Origin of the sequence: Uliginosibacterium silvisoli, assembly GCF_036017035.1 — a bacterium.
Classification (GTDB): domain Bacteria; phylum Pseudomonadota; class Gammaproteobacteria; order Burkholderiales; family Rhodocyclaceae; genus Viridibacterium; species Viridibacterium silvisoli.
Genome location: NZ_JAYXHS010000002.1, coordinates 577125 through 595696 on the forward strand (window position 1 = coordinate 577125; position 18572 = coordinate 595696).

The 18572-nt window shown below is 60.1% G+C and carries 19 protein-coding genes; 15 read left to right on the forward strand and 4 right to left on the reverse strand.

The window, feature by feature from the left end; translation table 11 throughout:
• Positions 1-2: 2 nt before the first annotated feature.
• The 9 genes from rseP to VVD49_RS12270 are packed head-to-tail and all read left to right on the forward strand — an operon-like array spanning position 3 to position 9062.
• The gene (rseP, locus tag VVD49_RS12230) at positions 3-1373 is read left to right on the forward strand and encodes an RIP metalloprotease RseP (RefSeq protein ID WP_327599461.1); all 1371 of its coding nucleotides are present in this window, start codon (positions 3-5) and stop codon (positions 1371-1373) included.
• A complete protein-coding gene (gene bamA, locus VVD49_RS12235; RefSeq protein ID WP_327599462.1) occupies positions 1373-3664 on the forward strand; it encodes an outer membrane protein assembly factor BamA in 2292 nt (763 codons plus the stop codon). The genes rseP and bamA overlap by 1 nt, the downstream gene beginning before the upstream one ends.
• A gap of 19 nt (positions 3665-3683) precedes the next feature.
• Positions 3684-4193: an OmpH/Skp family outer membrane protein gene (locus tag VVD49_RS12240; RefSeq protein ID WP_327599463.1), complete on the forward strand. Its 510-nt coding sequence runs from the start codon at positions 3684-3686 to the stop codon at positions 4191-4193.
• Positions 4190-5257 carry a UDP-3-O-(3-hydroxymyristoyl)glucosamine N-acyltransferase gene (gene lpxD / locus VVD49_RS12245; protein ID WP_327599464.1) on the forward strand — a complete coding sequence of 356 codons (1068 nt, stop codon included), beginning with the start codon at positions 4190-4192 and terminating at the stop codon, positions 5255-5257. The genes VVD49_RS12240 and lpxD overlap by 4 nt, the downstream gene beginning before the upstream one ends.
• Positions 5258-5298: 41 nt before the next feature.
• The gene (gene fabZ, locus VVD49_RS12250) at positions 5299-5733 is read left to right on the forward strand and encodes a 3-hydroxyacyl-ACP dehydratase FabZ (protein ID WP_327599973.1); all 435 of its coding nucleotides are present in this window, start codon (positions 5299-5301) and stop codon (positions 5731-5733) included.
• Entirely contained in the window at positions 5733-6503 is a 771-nt protein-coding gene (lpxA, locus tag VVD49_RS12255) for an acyl-ACP--UDP-N-acetylglucosamine O-acyltransferase (protein ID WP_327599465.1), read from the forward strand. Before fabZ ends, lpxA begins: the two co-directional genes overlap by 1 nt.
• Before the next feature lie 23 nt (positions 6504-6526).
• The gene (lpxB, locus tag VVD49_RS12260) at positions 6527-7681 is read left to right on the forward strand and encodes a lipid-A-disaccharide synthase (RefSeq protein ID WP_327599466.1); all 1155 of its coding nucleotides are present in this window, start codon (positions 6527-6529) and stop codon (positions 7679-7681) included.
• Between the two features lies 1 nt (position 7682).
• On the forward strand, positions 7683-8270 hold the full coding sequence (rnhB, locus tag VVD49_RS12265) for a ribonuclease HII (RefSeq protein WP_327599467.1): 588 nt from the start codon (positions 7683-7685) through the stop codon (positions 8268-8270).
• 6 nt (positions 8271-8276) lie between these two features.
• Positions 8277-9062 (forward strand): TrmH family RNA methyltransferase, encoded by a 786-nt coding sequence (locus tag VVD49_RS12270; protein WP_327599468.1) that lies wholly within the window; start codon positions 8277-8279, stop codon positions 9060-9062.
• A 6-nt stretch (positions 9063-9068) separates the two neighbouring features.
• Here the strand turns inward: VVD49_RS12270 and smpB are convergent, their stop codons facing one another.
• Positions 9069-9515 (reverse strand): SsrA-binding protein SmpB, encoded by a 447-nt coding sequence (smpB, locus tag VVD49_RS12275; protein ID WP_327599469.1) that lies wholly within the window; start codon positions 9513-9515, stop codon positions 9069-9071.
• 80 nt (positions 9516-9595) lie between these two features.
• Here smpB and VVD49_RS12280 point away from each other — a divergent pair, with 80 nt between their 5' ends.
• Together VVD49_RS12280 and VVD49_RS12285 are read left to right on the forward strand one after the other, a co-directional pair.
• Entirely contained in the window at positions 9596-10039 is a 444-nt protein-coding gene (locus VVD49_RS12280; RefSeq protein WP_327599470.1) for a type II toxin-antitoxin system RatA family toxin, read from the forward strand.
• Complete coding sequence (locus VVD49_RS12285; RefSeq protein WP_327599471.1) at positions 10039-10359, forward strand: RnfH family protein; 321 nt, start codon at positions 10039-10041, stop codon at positions 10357-10359. Before VVD49_RS12280 ends, VVD49_RS12285 begins: the two co-directional genes overlap by 1 nt.
• A gap of 42 nt (positions 10360-10401) precedes the next feature.
• Here VVD49_RS12285 and VVD49_RS12290 read toward each other — a convergent pair whose 3' ends face one another.
• Entirely contained in the window at positions 10402-10965 is a 564-nt protein-coding gene (locus VVD49_RS12290) for a DUF4124 domain-containing protein (RefSeq protein ID WP_327599472.1), read from the reverse strand.
• Positions 10966-11062: 97 nt separating this feature from the next.
• Here VVD49_RS12290 and guaB point away from each other — a divergent pair, with 97 nt between their 5' ends.
• From guaB to VVD49_RS12305, 3 genes are all read left to right on the forward strand, one after another.
• Positions 11063-12523 (forward strand): IMP dehydrogenase, encoded by a 1461-nt coding sequence (gene guaB / locus VVD49_RS12295; RefSeq protein WP_327599473.1) that lies wholly within the window; start codon positions 11063-11065, stop codon positions 12521-12523.
• A gap of 85 nt (positions 12524-12608) precedes the next feature.
• A complete protein-coding gene (guaA, locus tag VVD49_RS12300) occupies positions 12609-14213 on the forward strand; it encodes a glutamine-hydrolyzing GMP synthase (RefSeq protein WP_327599474.1) in 1605 nt (534 codons plus the stop codon).
• 34 nt (positions 14214-14247) lie between these two features.
• Entirely contained in the window at positions 14248-14823 is a 576-nt protein-coding gene (locus tag VVD49_RS12305; protein WP_327599475.1) for a 2'-5' RNA ligase family protein, read from the forward strand.
• On the opposite strand, the gene msrA is transcribed toward VVD49_RS12305, so the two are convergent.
• A complete protein-coding gene (gene msrA / locus VVD49_RS12310; protein WP_327599476.1) occupies positions 14814-15323 on the reverse strand; it encodes a peptide-methionine (S)-S-oxide reductase MsrA in 510 nt (169 codons plus the stop codon). The two genes, VVD49_RS12305 and msrA, sit on opposite strands and share 10 nt — an antisense overlap.
• Complete coding sequence (gene msrB, locus VVD49_RS12315) at positions 15323-15769, reverse strand: peptide-methionine (R)-S-oxide reductase MsrB (RefSeq protein WP_327599477.1); 447 nt, start codon at positions 15767-15769, stop codon at positions 15323-15325. The genes msrA and msrB overlap by 1 nt, the downstream gene beginning before the upstream one ends.
• 255 nt (positions 15770-16024) lie before the next feature.
• Between msrB and VVD49_RS12320 the strand changes: the two genes are divergently transcribed.
• Positions 16025-18553, forward strand: a complete 2529-nt coding sequence (locus VVD49_RS12320) for a mechanosensitive ion channel family protein (RefSeq protein WP_327599478.1) — start codon at positions 16025-16027, stop codon at positions 18551-18553.
• Positions 18554-18572: the final 19 nt, after the last annotated feature.

Genomic DNA, 18572 nt, shown 5'->3' on the forward strand with positions numbered 1-18572 from the left:
TCATGAAACTGCTGCAAACCGTTCTGTCTTTCGTTTTTGCCTTGGGCATTCTGGTGCTCATCCACGAGCTGGGCCACTACCTCGTGGCGCGCTGGTGCGGCGTCAAGGTGGCGCGCTTCTCGTTGGGTTTCGGCAAGGTCGTGTGGTCGCGACGTTTCGGTGCAGATCAGACCGAGTGGGCCATTTCCGCTTTGCCACTCGGCGGGTATGTGTCGTGGATTGATGATCAGGAGGGGGGCGTCGCGCCGGCCGAACAACACCGGACCTTTCAGAGCCAGTCTCTGGCGTCGCGCGCCATGATCGTGACTGCCGGACCGCTTGCCAATTTCCTGTTGGCCATAGTCGTGTACTGGGCGCTGTTCCTGGTCGGCACCACCGAGCTTGCACCTGTTGTCGGGCAGATCAAGAGCGGCTCTATCGCAGAGCGCGCCGGTCTGGTCAGCGGCGAGCGCATTGCGAAAGTCAACGGAGAGGCCATACAGTCCTGGACGGATCTGCGCTGGGCTGTCATGGAAGGTGCGCTTGACGGTCGTGCCATCACGCTTGATGCCAGAAGCCCGAGCGGCGCCCAGGTACTGCATGAGTTGCCGTTGGGTGATGTGAAGATCGATGACCGCCAGCCCGATCCGATGGCTCAGCTCGGCATCGAGATGCCTGTGCCGAAGTTGCCTCCCGTGGTTGCTGAAGTCGTGAAGGGAAGTGTGGCCGAGCGCGCCGGCGTTCTTCCCGGCGATGAAATGCTCAGCGTCGACGGCGTAGCGGTGCCGTATTTTCATGAATTCGCTGCGGCCGTGGCGCGCAAGCCAGGTCAGGAAATCGAAGTCATGCTGCGGCGTCAGGGGAAGGAGCTGAGCCTGCGCATGACGCCCGAGGCGGTGAAGGATGCGAAGCCGGCGCGTGGACGCATCGGTATTGCGCCGAAAATCCCTGCCGATGCCGGCCGCGAAAATCTGGTCAAGGTGAGTTATGGACCGCTGGGGGCGATCTCGCATGCGCTGTCACAAACCTGGGCTACCACGACCTTCAGCCTCAAGGTGATGTGGCGGATGGTGACGGGTGAGGTTTCGCTGCGCAATGTCAGTGGACCGATCACGATTGCCGACTATGCAGGCAAAAGTGCCGAAGCGGGCCTTGAGCCCTATATCACCTTTATCGCCTTGATCAGCATCAGTCTTGGCGTGCTGAACCTGCTGCCCGTGCCAATTCTGGACGGTGGGTACTTGCTGTATTATGTGGTCGAATTCATTCGCGGCAAGCCCGTCTCCGAGCGCTTCATGCTGCTTGGACAGAACGTCGGCATTGCGCTCCTCGGGGGCCTGATGCTGCTGGCCTTTTTCAACGACATCAATCGCCAGTTTCCCGGCCCAGGCTGATGACCAAGACAATTATCTCTGCGGCACTTGCCGCATTGTTCTCACCTTTTGCTCTCGCTATTACCCCGTTTGTAGTCAAGGACATTCGTGTCGAGGGGACGCTGCGCGTCGAAGCCGGTACGGTCTTCAACTATCTCCCTATCCGTATTGGCGAGACCGTTGACGACCAGCGCATCAGCCAGGCACTCAAATCCCTGTATGCGACGGGTTTTTTCAAAGACGTGCGCATCGAGTCAGACAAAGATGTGCTGGTGGTGATCGTTGACGAGCGTCCGGCTATTTCGAAGATCACGATTTCGGGCAACAAGGAGTTCTCGAATGATGTCCTCCTCAAAGGCTTGAAGGATGCCGGCATCTCCGAATCCAAGAACTTCGACCGTTCGGTGCTCGACAAGGTCGAGCAGGAGATCAAGGAGCTCTATCTCACCAAGAGCTACTACTCCCTGAGCGTACGCACGACAGCATCGCCGCTGGAGCGCAATCGCGTGGCGATCAACATCGAAATCGAGGAAGGCGAGATCGCGAAGATCAAGCAGATCCACATCATTGGTGCCTCGGCCTATTCGGAAAGTACGCTGCTGAAGCTGATGTCCTTGTCGACAACGGGCTGGTGGTCGTGGTTGAGCAAGGATGATCGTTATTCCAAGCAGAAACTGCAGGGGGATCTCGAGGAAATCCGCTCGCACTACCTGAATCACGGGTATGCCGATTTCAATATCGACTCATCTCAAGTGTCGATCACGCCGGACAAGCGCGATGTTTACATGACGATCGCCATCACCGAGGGGCAGGTCTACAAGATTTCATCCGTCAAGCTGGCTGGTGACTTTCTGGTTCCTGAAACCGAGCTGTCGCCACTGGTGGATATCAAGTCGGGCGAGGTTTTCTCGCGCGAGCACATCAACGTGGTTTCCAAGAGACTGAGCGACCGTCTGGGGAATGACGGTTATGCCTTTGCCACAGTCAATCCGATCCCGGAGCTCGACAAGACGAACCGCACTGCAGCGCTTACTTTCTTCGTGGATCCGGGCCGTCGCGCGTATGTCAATCGTGTGAACATCGTCGGCAACAACCGCACAAGCAGTGAAATCATCCGTCGCGAGATCCGGCAGATGGAGAGCTCCTGGTACGACCGCGAGCGCATTGATCGCTCGAAGATTCGTGTTGAGCGCACCGGCTTCTTCGAGGAAGTGGCCATCGATACGGAGGCCGTGCCGGGGAGCAGCGACCAGGTCGATCTGAACGTCAAGGTGAAAGAGCGCTCGACGGGTAACCTGTCCGTTGGCGTCGGTTACTCGCAGACCGAGAAAGTGGTCCTGAGCGGATCTATCGCGCAGAACAATCTGTTTGGTACGGGTAACTCGCTGACCCTCCAGGCGAGCACGGGTCGCGTCAACCAGAACTTCAATCTGAATTACACCAACCCGTACTACACCAAGGATGGCGTCAGTCGCGGCTTCGACCTGTATCACCGTAAGGTCGATACCGGCGAGCTCGATGTGGGTCGCTATGCGACGCGTTCGACAGGGGTGGGCGTGCGTTTTGGCGTGCCAATCTCCGAAGACGACACGATCAACTACGGTCTGTCCGCTGATATTACCGACGTCAATACCTTCGACAACAGCCCGCTCAAGTACAAGGACTTCGTCAAGGAAAACGGCAATTCGGCCACCACCTTGCTGACCAATGTGGGTTGGGCGCGTGACCATCGCGACAGCTTTGTGTACCCGACAAAGGGTGCATACCAGAGGGTCTATGCGGAGCTGGCCTTGCCGCCTGCAGAATTGCGTTACGCGCGTATTGGTTACTCCATCCAGAACTTCACGCCTTTGACGACCAATACCACCCTGATGCTGGCGACGGATCTTGGTTGGGCGAGCGGCTATGGTGACAAGGAGTTGCCTTTCTACAAGAACTACTATGCTGGTGGTATCGGGACGGTGCGTGGCTATAAGGACTCCACGCTCGGCCCCAAATCCACTGACCCGCAAAGCAATGGCGAGGCCTTGGGGGGTACGCGTCAGATCACGGGTAGCGCAGAATTCCTGTTTCCAGTGCCGGGTATGAAAGAGAAGGACCGTAGCATGCGTTTGAGTACCTTCCTGGATGGTGGTCAGGTTTGGGGGGATGGAGAGAAGATTCGCTGGTCCGATTTGCGTTTCTCGTACGGTTTTGCTTTCAGCTGGACTTCTCCGGTCGGGCCGCTGAAGTTCAGTCTCGGCTTCCCGGTCAACAAGAAGGACGGCGACGATACGCAGAAATTCCAGTTCCAGATTGGCCAGATTTTCTAGGAGATACGCGGTGTATCGCTTGATTCCATTGCTTTTCTGCGCGGTGTTGGCGACGGTGGCCCAGGCGGCGGTCGAGCCGAGTCGTATCGGTTTCGTCAACGCGGATCGCGTGATGCGTGAGTCGGCGCCCGCCCTGCGGGTCCAGAAGAAAATCGAGAAGGAATTCGAGAAGCGGGATCAGGAGCTGCAGCGTGTTGCGAAGCAATTGCAGACCATGCAGGACAATCTGGAGAAGAACTCGGTGACAATGGCCGAGCCAGATCGGCGTGCACGTGACCGCGAATTCAATGATCTGAACCGCGATTTCCAGCGTCGGCGCCGCGAGTATCTCGAAGATCGCAATCAACGCCAGAATGAAGAGATGGCGGGTGTCCTCGATCGTGCAAACAGAGCCATCCGGCAAGTGGCCGAAGCGGAAAAGTTCGATCTGATCATTCAGGAAGCGGTGTATTTCAATCCGCGTCTCGACATTACCGACAAGGTCATAAAGGCCTTGACCGACACCACTGCCGTATCGTCCTCGAAATGACCGTTGTTTCTCTGAGCGTTCGCCAGATCGTCGATGCCTTGGGCGGTGATCTGGTTGGCGACGATTCCGTTGCCATCACGCAGGTGGCACCGCTGGAGCGCGCAACAGGCTCCGAGATCGGTTTTGTCGCACATGCAAAGTACCGCAAAGCCCTCGAACTGACGCGCGCCGGCGCACTGATCCTGCCGCGCAGCCTGGCCGATGCCTGGGCCGGCACGCGAATCGTCGTGGATGATCCTTACCTGTACTTTGCGCGCGTTACGCAGTTGCTGAATCCTGCAGCGAATGACTACACCGGTGTGCATCCGACTGCGGTCGTCTTGTCCGAATTGCCCGCCGGTGTTGGCGTTGGCCCTCTGGCGTTCATCGGGGAAGGATGTCGCATAGGCGTCGGCGCAGTCATCGGCCCTGGGTCGATTGTCGAGCGCGGTTGTGTGATCGGCGAGAACACCTTGCTTCACGCCAAAGTCGTGGTCTATGCGGGTAGCGAGATTGGGGCGCGCTGCGTGTTGCACTCGGGCGCCGTGATCGGTGGCGATGGCTTCGGTTTTGCGCGTCGCAAGGATGCGAGCTGGGAGAAGATTCCGCAGATCGGCCGTGTGATTCTGGGCGATGACGTCGAGGTTGGAGCCAATACGACGATTGATCGCGGTGCGCTGGACGACACTGTGATCGAGAACGGGGTCAAGCTCGATAACCTCATCCAGATCGCGCACAACTGCCGCGTAGGGGAGAACAGCGCCATGGCCGCTTTTGCGGGCATGGCAGGTAGCGCAAAGCTGGGCAAGCGCGTCATGGTCGGTGGTCAGGCCGGCATCATGGGCCACATCGAAGTGGCGGACGATGTTGTCGTGTCGAGTCGTTCTTTCATGAGCAAGTCGGCAACCGAGAAGGGCGTCTACACTTCGACGATACCGGCCATCCAGCACAATGAATGGCTGCGCAACGCCGTTCATATCAAGCATCTGGACGAGATGGCTGATCGCATCAAGCAACTCGAGAAAAAACTGGAAAGGCTCGACACTGCGCGTGGCGAGTCGAACGAAACTGGGAGTGGTAAGTGAGCGAAACGAATAACGCGGTGCTTGGTCAGGACTTGGGTGTGATGCAAATCAAGGAGGTCATGAAGTACCTCCCGCATCGCTATCCGTTCCTGCTGATTGATCGTGTGCTGGAGTTGGTGCCAGGCGAGCGCGTGCTGGCGCTGAAGAACGTGACCGTTAACGAAGAGTTCTTCACTGGTCATTTCCCGCATGCGCCGGTGATGCCTGGCGTGCTGATCATTGAAGCCATGGCGCAAGCCGCGGCGATCCTGTCGTTCAAGACCCAGGGCATCGTGCCCGATGAAAACTCCGTGCTGTACTTTGCCGGCATCGACAACACCCGTTTCAAGCGCCCGGTCGTGCCGGGCGACCAGCTGCTGTTTGATGTGAGCATCACGCGCACCATGCGTGGCATCTGGAAGTACAAGGGCGTCGCCAGGGTTGGCGGCGATGTTGCGGTCGAGGCCGAGCTCATGTGCGCTATCAAGCAAATCTGATGATCCATCCGACAGCCCTAGTCAGCCCGGGCGCGCGTCTAGGCGAGCGCGTCAAGGTCGGGCCTTACAGCATCATCGGCGAGCACGTCGAGATCGGTGACGACACCGTCATCGGCCCCCATGTGGTGATCACCGGACACACGCGTATCGGACGCGCCAACCGCTTCTACCAGTTCTGCTCCATCGGCGAAGAGCCGCAGGACAAGAAGTACGCGGGTGAGCCAACCGAGCTCATCATCGGCGACAACAACACGATCCACGAATACGTCTCGATGCACGTCGGTACCGTCCAGGATACGGGGGTGACGCGTGTCGGTAATGACAACTGGATCATGGCCTACGTTCACGTCGCGCACGATTGCGTCGTGGGTGACCATACGATCTTTGCCAACAACGCCACGCTGGCCGGGCATGTGACGGTTGGTGACTGGGCCATTCTTGGCGGATTCACCGGCGTGCACCAGTTCGGTCGTGTTGGCGCTCACAGTTTCTGCGGCGTGGGCACGGTCCTGACGCAAGATCTGCCGCCGTTTGTGACGGTGTCGGGCAATCCTGCGTCGCCGCATGGCATCAACAGCGAAGGCCTGAAGCGTCGTGGCTACTCGGCTGAAGCGATTGCGCAGATCAAGCGGGCCTACAAGGTGCTGTACCGCCAGGGGCTGTCGATGGACGAGGCGCGTGCCGCAATTGCCGAGATGGCGGTGATTACGCCTGAGTTGCAGATTTTCAGCGATTTCATTGCCGCCTCTGGTCGCGGCATTGTCCGCTGACGCGCAGCGGAGCAGACCCGATCATGCGTATTGCGATGGTTGCGGGCGAGGCCTCGGGCGACCTGCTGGCCAGTCACCTCATGCGCGCACTCAAAGTGCACCTGCCGGACGCGCAGTTCGTGGGCATTGGTGGTCCCAAGATGGAGGCCGAAGGCTTTGAAGCCTGGTGGCCTGCCGAGACACTGGCAGTGAATGGTTACGTGGATGCGCTCAAGCGCTACAGAGAACTGTCCGGCATCCGCAAGAGCCTGCTCAACCGCCTGAAAGAAGACAAGCGTCAGGGCAATATCGATCTCTTCATTGGCGTCGATGCGCCGGACTTCAATCTCTGGCTCGAAGAGAAAGTGCGCGGCGCAGGTGTGCCCACCGTGCACTACGTCAGTCCGTCGATCTGGGCCTGGCGTGGCCGGCGCGTGTTCAAGGTCAAGCGCGCGGCCGACTGCGTACTGTGCCTGTTCCCGTTTGAACCGGCGCTGTACGAAAAGCACGGTGTGAATGCCCATTTCGTAGGCCACCCGCTCGCTGACGAATTTCCGTTGGATCCGGATCGTGATGCTGCGCGCGAGCTCCTGAACATTCCGCTGGCAGCCAAGGTCGTTGCGATGTTGCCCGGCAGCCGCAATGGCGAGGTGGCCCGCATGGCCGACAGTTTCGTCGGTACCGCGAAGCGTCTCCACGAGGCGGATCCGGATTTGCGTTTCGTCGTGCCGCTCGTGACGCGCGAGACCCGCAATTTGTTCGAGCAGGCCATCCATCGCGCCGAAGCGCACGAGCTGCCCCTCCGCATTCTGTTCGGGCACTCGCAAGATGCCATGACGGCGGCCGACGTGGTGCTGGTGGCCAGCGGGACGGCGACGCTGGAGGCTGCGTTACTGAAGCGTCCGATGGTGATCGCCTATCGTTTGGCCAATCTGTCGTATCGCATCATGAAGCGCCTCGCTTACCTGCCTTATGTGGGGCTCCCCAATATCCTGGCCGGGGAGTTTCTGGTGCCGGAGTTCATTCAGGATGCCGTGACGCCGGAAGCACTGGCAGATGGATTGGAGAAGTGGCTGCTGGATCGCGAGGCTTGCGAGCGATTGATCGAGCGCTTTACTGCCATGCATCTTGAACTGCGCCAGAATCATGCTCAGCGCGCGGCTCGCGCGATCTTGCCCCTGCTGGGCATGCGTGGATGAGATGAGCATTGTTCTGGTGTGCGGCGTGGATGAAGCGGGCCGCGGTCCGCTGTGTGGATCCGTCGTGGCGGCTGCAGTCATCCTCGACCCGGCTTGTCCCATTGCTGGACTGGCTGATTCGAAGAAGCTGACGGAGCGTGCGCGTGATCGGCTTGCGCCCATCATCAAACGGGACGCACTGGCCTGGGCAATCGCTGAAGCAAATGTCGAAGAGATCGATCGACTCAATATCCTGCATGCAACCATGCTGGCAATGAAACGCGCGGTCGAAGCGCTGGACAAGCTGCCGCACGAGGTCCTCGTTGATGGCAATCGTGTACCCGATCTGTCGTTGCCTGCTCGTGCGATTGTCAAGGGCGATGCTCTCGAACCGGCTATTTCTGCAGCGTCCATTCTAGCCAAGACGCATCGCGATGCGCAGCTGCTTCAATTGCATACGCAATATCCGGAATTTGGCTTCGACCAGCACAAGGGCTATCCCACGGCTGCGCACCTGGCGGTGCTGGCACGCTTGGGGCCAACGCCTCATCACCGCATGAGTTTTGCTCCCGTGCGTCAGGCTGTTTCGCAGCGGTGCTTGTTCGAGTAAGCGTGCATGAAACAGATTGCGTCGCGCGATAACCCGACCTTCAAACGTCTGCGCGCCCTCCTGGAGGATGGCCGCTACCGACGCCTTGAGCAGGCTGCGGTGCTGGACGGCGTTCACCTCATCGAAGCAGCCAGGGCGGCGCAGTGCGCCATCCGCCGTGTAGTCGTCACCGCCAGGGCCTTGCAGATGCAGGAGATCGGCCGTCTGGTGAATGCGCTCGCAGCGACGGGCAGTGAAATCATTGAAATGCCCGAAGCATTGCTGCGTGCTCTGAGTCCGGTTGAGACGCCCAGCGGTATTCTTGGCGAGATCGCCATTCCTGACGCAGTTTCGCCTTCAGCCTTGGGTGATGTCCTGGTGATCGAGGCCGTGCAGGATGCGGGCAATCTTGGAACTTTGTTGCGCACGGCGGCGGCGGTGGGGATTCGCCGTGTCTGGCTGAGCGAGCATTGCGCGCAGGCTTGGTCGCCGAAGGTGTTACGAGCCGGGATGGGCGCTCATTTTGTCCTGTCGATCGCCGAGCATGTTGACCTGAATGCAGCGCTCGATGGCTGGCAGGGCAAGATCATCGCGACGGCTCTTGATGTCCGCTCGCAGGACCTGTTCGACCTCGACTTGCGGCCAGAGGCGGCCTGGATGTTCGGATCGGAAGGCTCTGGTTTGAGTGCCAGCCTGATTGCTCGCGCAACAGATCTGGCGCGCATTCCCATGCCTGGCGGAATCGAGTCCTTGAATGTCGCTGCCGCAGCGGCGGTGTGTCTGTTCGAGCAACTCAGGCAAAGAAAGCACTGACGCAGTTCAGCGCTTGTCGCGGACCAGGCGTTGCTTCTCGCGCTGCCAGTCGCGCTCTTTCTCGGTCTCGCGTTTGTCATACTGCTTCTTGCCCTTGGCGAGGCCGATTTCCATCTTCACGCGTCCCTTGCTGTAATGCAGATCCAGCGGCACCAGGGTGTAACCCGCGCGTTCGACCTTGCCGATCAAGCCTGAGATCTCGTGGCCCTTGAGCAACAACTTGCGGATACGCACGGGGTCTGGCTTGACGTGTGTTGACGCCGAGAGCAGGGCGCTGATGTGCATGCCGTGTACGATCACTTCTTCGCCACGCAACGCGACGTAGGCCTCCTTGATCTGGGCGCGGCCCGCGCGAATCGCCTTGACCTCCCAACCCTCGAGCACCATGCCGGCTTCGAATCGCTCCTCGATGAAGTATTCGTGAAAGGCCTTGCGATTGTCGATGATGCTCATGAGTGGGTGGGGCGGGGGAATTGGCGCTTGCGCTAGAATGCTGATTTTAGCAGCACCGCGTCTGGCGGTCTGGATCCCCGATGTCTGAAGTCAGGAAAGTCGTACTGGTCGAGCGTAGTCCGGAGCAGATGTTTGCACTGGTCGATGGCGTTGAGGACTATCCAAAATTCTTGCCATGGTGTGGCGGGAGCGAGGTTGTCGAGCGTACTGAGGTGCTGACTGTGGCGATCCTGAAGATCAACTACCACGGTATCCGCTCGCAGTTTTCGACCGCCAATGACAAGCAGTTTCCGACGTCGATGAAGTTGCGTCTGCGCGAGGGGCCGTTTCGTCAGCTCGAAGGTGAGTGGCTTTTCAAGGCCTTGGGTGAAAGTGCCTGCAAAATAGAGTTCAGGCTGCATTACGAATTTTCCAGCAAGCTGCTCGAGAAGGTCGTGGGCCCCGTGTTCAATCACATTGCCAATACTTTCGTCGACGCATTCGTCAAACGCGCTGATCAGGTCTACGGGTCGGGCACGAAGTGATGCTCGAGCGGATCAAAGTCGAAGTCTGCTATGCCTTGCCGCACGCCCAGGAGCTGGTCAGTGTAGAGCTTGAGTCGGGTGCAAGTGTCTTGCAGGCGATTCGTGCGTCAGGGCTGCTGGCGCGCTATCCGGACATCAATCTCGATATCAACAAGGTTGGCATCTTCGCTCGACTGGTTTCGCTCGACTCCGGATTGCGCGATCGTGATCGGGTCGAGATATACCGACCGTTGATCGCTGACCCGAAGGAGGTCAGGCGTCAGCGTGCGGCAGAGGGCAAGGCCATGAAAAAAGGCGGCGGGCCGCTCATCGAGAGCTGACCCCACCGCCTGTCGGCGTTAGTTACTTTGACGCTTCGATTGTTACTTGCAGTCGCGCGATAGCTGGACGCGTGTGCGTTCTGCTTCCTGTTTGAGTTGGCTGTCATCCAGGAAAATACGTTCGCCGGCAGCATTTGTCGTAGTGACACGGCCGCCACGCTCAAGCATGGTCAGGTTGTTGCGCAGACTCTCGCAATAACGCTTTTTCTCATCTGCCCGGTCGGCTTCCTGTTTGCGCTTTGCTTCCGCCTCCTGGTCTGCTGCGCGCTTCTGCTTGGCTTCAAGGTCTTTTTCCTGCCAGGTCTTTGGCCCGGATTGCGTCGCTGCAGGAGGTTTGGTGTCCGGTTGTGCTGCCGCGCCGGACTGCGAAGCCGCTGGCTCCGGCGTGGCGGGTGCGTATTTCGCTGCGGGTGCAGCCTTGGCTGGCTTGTTGTCGCCGTTTGGTGGCGGCTGGTCCGAGTAATGAACGCGGCCGCTGGCATCCTTCCATGTATATACCTGAGCCGTCGCCGAGGAGGCGAAGAGCAGACCGGAAATGGCGATGAACAGGCAGGCGAGGGGGCGATGGGCGGTCATGGGGCGAACAAGCGTGGCACAAGAATGCATGTAGGGTCTCCTGCCCGGATACTGGGCCGCTCCGGGAGGTTTTGCCAGAGCCGGCTGACGAACGTATAATAGTCATTTGCCGGGAAGGATTATAGACATGCGTTTGATCCAGAAGGCGCTGACGTTTGATGACGTCCTGCTGGTTCCTGCCCATTCCGATGTGATGCCGCGTGATGTGAGCCTAGCCACGCGCCTGACACGTAATATTCAGCTAAACATTCCCCTCGTTTCTGCCGCCATGGATACCGTGACGGAGTCGCGCCTCGCAATCGCGCTGGCGCAAGAGGGCGGAATCGGGATCATCCACAAGAACCTCACCGCCAAGCAACAAGCTCAGCAGGTTGCGATGGTGAAGCGCTTCGAGTCGGGCGTGCTGCGCGACCCGATCACTATTCCACCGACCTTGTCCGTACGTGAAGTTGTCGCCCTGACGCGCCAGCATCGCATCTCGGGCGTGCCGGTCGTCGATGGCAAGCGCGTGGTGGGCATCGTCACCAACCGTGACCTGCGCTTCGAAACCAATCTCGACCAGTCCGTGTCCGCCATCATGACGCCGCGTGAGCGGCTGGTGACGGTGAATGAAGGCGCGACGCTCGATGAAGCCAAAGCCCTGATGCACCGTAACCGCCTGGAGCGCGTGCTGGTGCTCAAGGACAATGGCGAGCTCTACGGCCTGATTACGGTCAAGGACATCCAGAAAGCAACGGAGCATCCGTTCGCAGCCAAGGACTCGCATGGTCGTCTGCGTGTCGGCGCAGCGGTTGGCGTCGGCGCAGGTACCGAAGAGCGCTGCGAGATGCTTGCCGATGCGGGCGTCGACGTGATCGTCGTCGATACCGCGCACGGCCATTCGAAAGGCGTGCTGGACCGTGTTCAGTGGGTGAAGAAAAACTTCCCGCACGTTGATGTGATTGGCGGGAATATCGCCACGGGTGCTGCAGCCAAAGCGCTGATCGATCATGGCGCCGATGGCGTCAAGGTGGGTATCGGCCCTGGCTCGATCTGTACAACACGTATCGTTGCAGGTGTCGGCGTGCCGCAAATGACGGCTATCGACAATGTCTCGCGTGCATTGGCTGGTACGGGTGTGCCGATGATTGCTGACGGTGGCATCCGCTATTCGGGTGACATTGCCAAGGCGATTGCTGCGGGCGCGAACTGCGTGATGCTCGGCGGCTTGTTTGCCGGTACGGAAGAAGCGCCGGGTGAGACGGTGCTGTTCCAGGGGCGTTCCTACAAGTCCTATCGCGGCATGGGTTCGCTCGGCGCGATGGAGAAGGGCTCTGCAGACCGCTACTTCCAGGATGCCGAGAACAATGCCGACAAGCTGGTGCCTGAAGGCATCGAAGGTCGCGTTGCCTACAAGGGGCCCGTGGGTGCCGTGATTCACCAGCTGTGCGGTGGCGTACGCGCTTCGATGGGCTATGTGGGTTGTGCCAGCATCGACATCATGCATGCCAAGGCGGAGTTCGTTGAGATCACGTCGGCAGGTATTCGCGAATCGCACGTGCATGACGTGCAGATCACCAAGGAAGCACCGAACTACCATCAGGAATGATGGCAGCTGCAAGATGAACGGGACGGTCGGCTAAGCCGACCGTCTTGCTTTTACAGACACTATTTTTACGTATCCGAGCAACGCCATGCACGACAAGATCCTCGTCCTCGATTTCGGCTCCCAGGTCACCCAGCTCATCGCGCGCAGGGTGCGCGAGGCAAACGTTTATTGCGAAATCCATCCGAACGACGTGTCGGACGAGTTCATCCGCAGTTTTGCGCCCAAGGGCATCATCCTGTCAGGCAGCCATGCCTCGACCTACGAGGACCACGAACTGCGCGCGCCGCAAGCAGTGTGGGATCTTGGCGTGCCGGTGCTGGGCATCTGTTACGGGATGCAGACCATGGCCGTGCAATTGGGCGGCGTGGTGAGCTGGAGCGATACGCGCGAGTTCGGCTACGCCGAGGTGCGTGCGCATGGCCACACGAAATTCCTGCAGGACATACAGGACTTTGCGACGGCCGAAGGCCACGGCATGCTCAAGGTGTGGATGAGTCACGGCGACAAGGTCACTGCCTTGCCGCCCGGCTTCAAGCTGATGGCCTCCACGCCGAGCTGCCCGATCGCCGGCATGGCGAACGAAGAGAAGGGCTACTACGCGGTCCAGTTCCACCCGGAAGTGACGCACACCGTGCAGGGCGCAGCGATGTTCACGCGCTTTGTTCGCGAAATCGCCGGTTGTGCCGGTGACTGGATCATGGGCGATTACATTGCAGAGGCAGTTGCGAAGATCCGCGAGCAGGTGGGCGACGAGGAAGTCATTCTCGGCCTTTCCGGTGGTGTCGACTCTTCGGTGGCTGCCGCGTTGATCCACCGCGCCATCGGTGACCAGCTGACCTGCGTGTTCGTTGACCATGGTCTCCTTCGCCTCAATGAAGGTGACATGGTGATGGAGATGTTTGCCGGCAAGTTGCATGCAAAAGTCATCCGCGTCGATGCTGCCGATCTCTTCATGGGCGAACTCGCTGGCGTCAGCGATCCCGAGCAGAAGCGCAAGATCATCGGTCGCTTGTTCGTCGATGTCTTCAAAGCCGAGGCCGCCAAGCTCAAGGCGGGAGACGGTGGCCACAAGGGCGCGGCCTTCCTCGCCCAAGGCACGATCTATCCGGATGTCGTCGAGAGCGGCGGCACCAAGACGAAGAAGGCCACCACCATCAAGAGCCACCACAACGTCGGCGGCTTGCCGGAGCAACTTGGCCTCAAGCTGCTCGAGCCGCTGCGCGAACTGTTCAAGGACGAAGTGCGTGAGCTGGGCGTGGCGCTGGGCCTGCCGCACGACATGGTCTACCGTCATCCCTTCCCGGGGCCGGGCCTGGGCGTGCGTATCCTTGGCGACGTCAAGATGGAATACGCCGACCTGTTGCGCCGTGCCGATGCGATCTTCATCGAAGAGTTGCGCAAGGCTGTCGATGCGGCTTCCGGCAAGACCTGGTATGAACTGACCAGCCAGGCCTTTGTCGTCTTCCTGCCGGTCAAGAGCGTCGGCGTGATGGGCGATGGTCGTACCTATGACTACGTGGTGGCTTTGCGTGCCGTGCAGACGCAAGACTTCATGACGGCCCACTGGGCGCATCTGCCCTATGAGCTGCTCGGCAAGGTCAGCAATCGCATCATCAACGAAGTGCGTGGCATCAATCGCGTGGTCTACGACGTTTCCGGCAAGCCGCCGGCAACGATCGAGTGGGAGTGATTCCCTGAAAGAGCAGAAAAGCGAGGTGTCTGAAATGAGTGCTCAACTTTCCCTGGGCGGATTCGAGCCCGCAGTATTTACGGACAGCTTCTTCTTTGCTCTTCAGCCAAATGCCGAAACCGCGAGCCGCATCGCCGAGCTTACTCGGCGATTGCGAGCGGAGCGCGGCATCAAAGGGATTCCGATCCCGGCGGAGCGCCTGCACGTTACGCTGACCTTTCTCGGCGCTTTTTCAGGCGTGCCCCAATCTGTAGTTTCGAGCGCTGTCACCACCGGCGATGCTTTGAAAGCGGCTCCATTTGAGGTGAGGTTTGATCGTGTCCAGAAGTTCGGGCACGACAAACGCGCGCTTGTTCTCCGAAGTAGTGAAGACCTCGCTGCCTTGAATGACTTCCAGAGCGATCTGGTGCGTGCGATGCGTTTAAAAGGATTGAAGCCCGCAGGACCTGCGGGCTTCACACCGCACCTCACCTTGCTCTACGAGGATGCGGTGATGCTCGATGAAAGTATCGAGCCTGTCATCTGGACTGCTCGCGAGTTCGTCCTCGTCCGTAGTCTCATCGGACAGAGTCGCTACGAAGTGCTGGGGCGTTGGCCGCTTCAGGCCTGACGCACCGGCAATTTCCAGTTTGGCCGGATGAAGTGGCAGGTATATCCGTTCGGGATGCGCTCGAGGTAATCCTGATGCTCCGGCTCGGCTTCCCAGAACGGGCCAGCAGGCGCGACTTCCGTGACGACTTTTCCGGGCCACAGGCCTGATGCTTCGACATCGGCAATCGTGTCTTCGGCAATGCTTTCCTGCTCGTCGTTCGTAAAGTAAATGGCCGAGCGGTAGCTCGTGCCACGATCGTTGCCCTGCCGATTGAGTGTGGTCGGATCGTGGATCTGGAAGAAGAACTCCAGCAAGCGGCGGTAGCTGATGCGGGCCGGGTCGAAGATGATCTCGATGGCTTCGGCATGCGTGCCGTGGTTGCGATACGTGGCATTCGGCACATCGCCGCCGGAGTAGCCGACGCGCGTGCCGATGACGCCGGGCTGGCGCCGGATCAGATCCTGCATGCCCCAGAAGCAGCCGCCTGCCAGCACGGCACGTTCCTGATTCGTTGCCATTACACGTCCTCCACTTGATCGAGATAGTCGCCATAGCCTTCGGCTTGCATGTCGTCACGATGAACGAAGCGCAAGGAGGCTGAGTTGATGCAGTAGCGCAGGCCGCCGCGGTCTCTGGGGCCGTCGGGGAAAACGTGGCCGAGATGACTGTCGCCCGATGCCGAGCGGACCTCCGTGCGCACCATGCCATGCGATACATCTCGTAGCTCATTGACGTTGGCGGGCTCGATGGGCTTGGTGAAGCTTGGCCAGCCGCAGCCCGATTCGTACTTGTCGGAGGAGGCAAACAAGGGCTCGCCGGACACGATATCGACGTAGATGCCGGCGGCCTTGTTGTTGAGGTATTTGCCGGTGCCGGGGCGTTCGGTGCCGCTCTGCTGCGTGACGCGGAACTCCTCGGGGCTGAGCCTGGCAATGGCTTCGGGTGATTTCTGGTACCGCGACATTTCTGCTCCTTCCTGGTGATACTCAATGGGACGTGCTGAGCAAGGCCCGGTCGACAAGCCTTCATCAGACCACGATAGCACTGCCGTCAATCGCTGCGCGAGGTATCAGGACTCCGCAGCGATGGCGTACAGTCTCGGCTGAAACGGAACACGGTGGCGCCTATGGTGTTCTCATCCGAAGAAACATTTGACGACTCTCCTGCGCAAATGCAAAACAGATACGCTTTTTCGTGCCCGACTCCCGGAGGCCGGGTCGTGACGCGCTCCGCACCGCAGCTGTGGCGCAGCGCGCTGCTGGTCGTGCTGGCGGCGCTCTTCACTACATGGGGACTGGCGGCCAATGCACAAGCCTCGTCGAGTTCGACGATGGCGGCTGAGCCGAAAAACGCGGCCATCGTCGCCATCCCCATCACTGACATCCTCAACCGCGCCGATGACGATGAGCGGGAGCTGGCGCGGGCCGCCCGCAAGGCGCGGGAGCCGAATGCGAGCGCGCGCCTCTCGACCACGCTGGACGGGATTTCGCGCTCTGTCGACGAGAAACTGGCGGCTTTTCATTCCGATGAATTGCGCAGCTTGCCGGTGATGCGGCTGGAAAGCCTCGAGCGGCATTGGGAGTTTGACGCGCGCCGCATCGAGCGCCTGCAACTCGAGCTGCGCCAAGCCTCGCAGCCATATTCCGACATCATGGCCGAGCTGTCGCGCCGGCAGGGCGAGTGGGAAGCCACACAGGCGAGCCCCTGGGTCAGCGGCTTGCCGGAGGCTCTGGGGCGCCGCATTCCGGCGATGCTGACGGACATTGCTGCCGCGGAAAAGAGCCTCTCGGCGCCGCTTTCGCAACTGATCGAGCTGGGCCACCGTGCAAGCGCCGTCAGCGCGCGCATCCAGAGCAACCGGGCCGAGGTCGCCGCAGCGATCGAGAATATTGATCAGCGCCTGTTGCGCATTGACGCGCCACCCTTGTGGGCGGCGACGCCGACGCAGGCGATCGGTCGGGATTCCGTGCAATCCATCGAGAAGGGCCTCGACATCGAGGCGCGCTTCTCGCGGGAGTACGGCCGCAACGCGGGGGCCGTGCGAGGCGTCCGATTGCTGCAGGGCCTGCTGCTGCTCCTGTTGCTATGGCTCGCGTGGCGGCATCGGCGCCAGCCAGCCCCGGCAGGCAGTGACGACTCTGCAATGCTGGTATTGCGCCGGCCATTGTCGTCCTGGGTCTTGCTGGCGATGCTGGCGGTGATGGTTTTCGAGGCCGACGCTCCCTTGCTGGTGAGCGAAGCTGCAATGCTCATCGCGCTGGTGCCGGTGTTGCGTCTGCTCCCCCGGCACAGCCTGCGCACCCTGGGGGTATGGCCTTACGTGGCCATCGGCCTGTACCTGCTGAACCACCTTGGCTTTCTGGTGATGGACAGCAGCTATTTCTACCGGCTGTTCCAGCTCGGCATGGCCAGCCTGACACTTGTCATAACGTTGTGGCTGCTGTGGCGGCGCCGCGGGCAGATGGAAGCCGAGCCATTGCGGATCTGGGTGCGTCGCCTCGCCTGGGTATGCGTGACCCTCCTGAGCGTTTCGATCGTGAGCAATGTATTCGGTAACGTCTCGCTCGCGGAAACGCTGGCACGCGGTGTGATAGACAGCGCCTATCTGGGCTTGCTGCTGCATGCGGGTCTGACGGTGGGTACGGCCTTGCTGCGCAGCGCGCTCGCGCAGCCCGCCGTGGCGGGGTTGCCTTTCCTGCGCACGCACGCAGCGGAACTCCTGCGGCAGCTGCAACGGGTGCTGACGCTGACCTCTGTACTGTTCTGGGTAATCTATTCCATGGACCGGTTCCGGGTGCTGAGGCCGGTTCAGTCGATCCTCGCGGATGTGTTCGGTCGTGATTTCGAGATCGGCAAGATCTCCATCAGTCTTGGCAACGTGGTCATTTTCGGCCTTTCTGTTCTGGTGGCCGCCTGGGTTGCAGGGTTCATTCGCCTCATCCTGCGCGACGAAGTGTTGGCGCGCATGTCGCTACCGCGTGGCGTGAGCAATAGCGTGGCGTCGCTTTCCTACTACGCGGTGCTGATACTGGGTTTCCTGGTTGCGCTCTCTGCGGCTGGTTTTCAGGTCAGCCAACTGGCGATCGTGTTTGGCGCACTGGGCGTGGGGATCGGCTTCGGCCTGCAGAATATCGTCGCCAATTTCGTGTCGGGTCTGGTGTTGATGTTCGAGCGGCCCATCCAGCCCGGCGACGTCATCGACATTACCGGTGTCTCCGGAGAGGTGCGCCAGATCGGCATGCGCGCTACGCTCATACGCACTTTCGATGGTGCTGACGTGGTGGTGCCCAACGGCTCGCTGCTCGCGGGTAACCTCACCAACTGGACGCTGATGGACAACAAGCGTCGCTTTGAAGTGGCGGTGAACGTTGCCTATGGTTCGGATCCGGTGCAGGTGCTGGAGTTGTTGTCGGGCGTGGCACGCGATACGCCTGGCGTAGCCAGTGACCCTGCTGCCAACGCCCTGATGATCGGCTATGGCAATAGTGCCCTCAACTTCGTGGTGCGCGCCTGGACCTATGATTTCGATAACTGGACAGCCATCCGCAGCGAGCTGTTTACGCGTGTTCTGCGTGCACTCGACGAAGCCGGGATAGAGATTCCGTACATCCAGTACGATCTGCATCTGCGCAGCATTTCGGAGGAGGCGGGCAGCGTCCTGAACGAAGCCGCGCCCGCACGCCATGGCGCTGGACAGCGCGTATCGTCGCAATCGCCCATGCCGCCAGCGTCATCGGGCCAGGATTAATCGTGGAGTAGAAACAAGA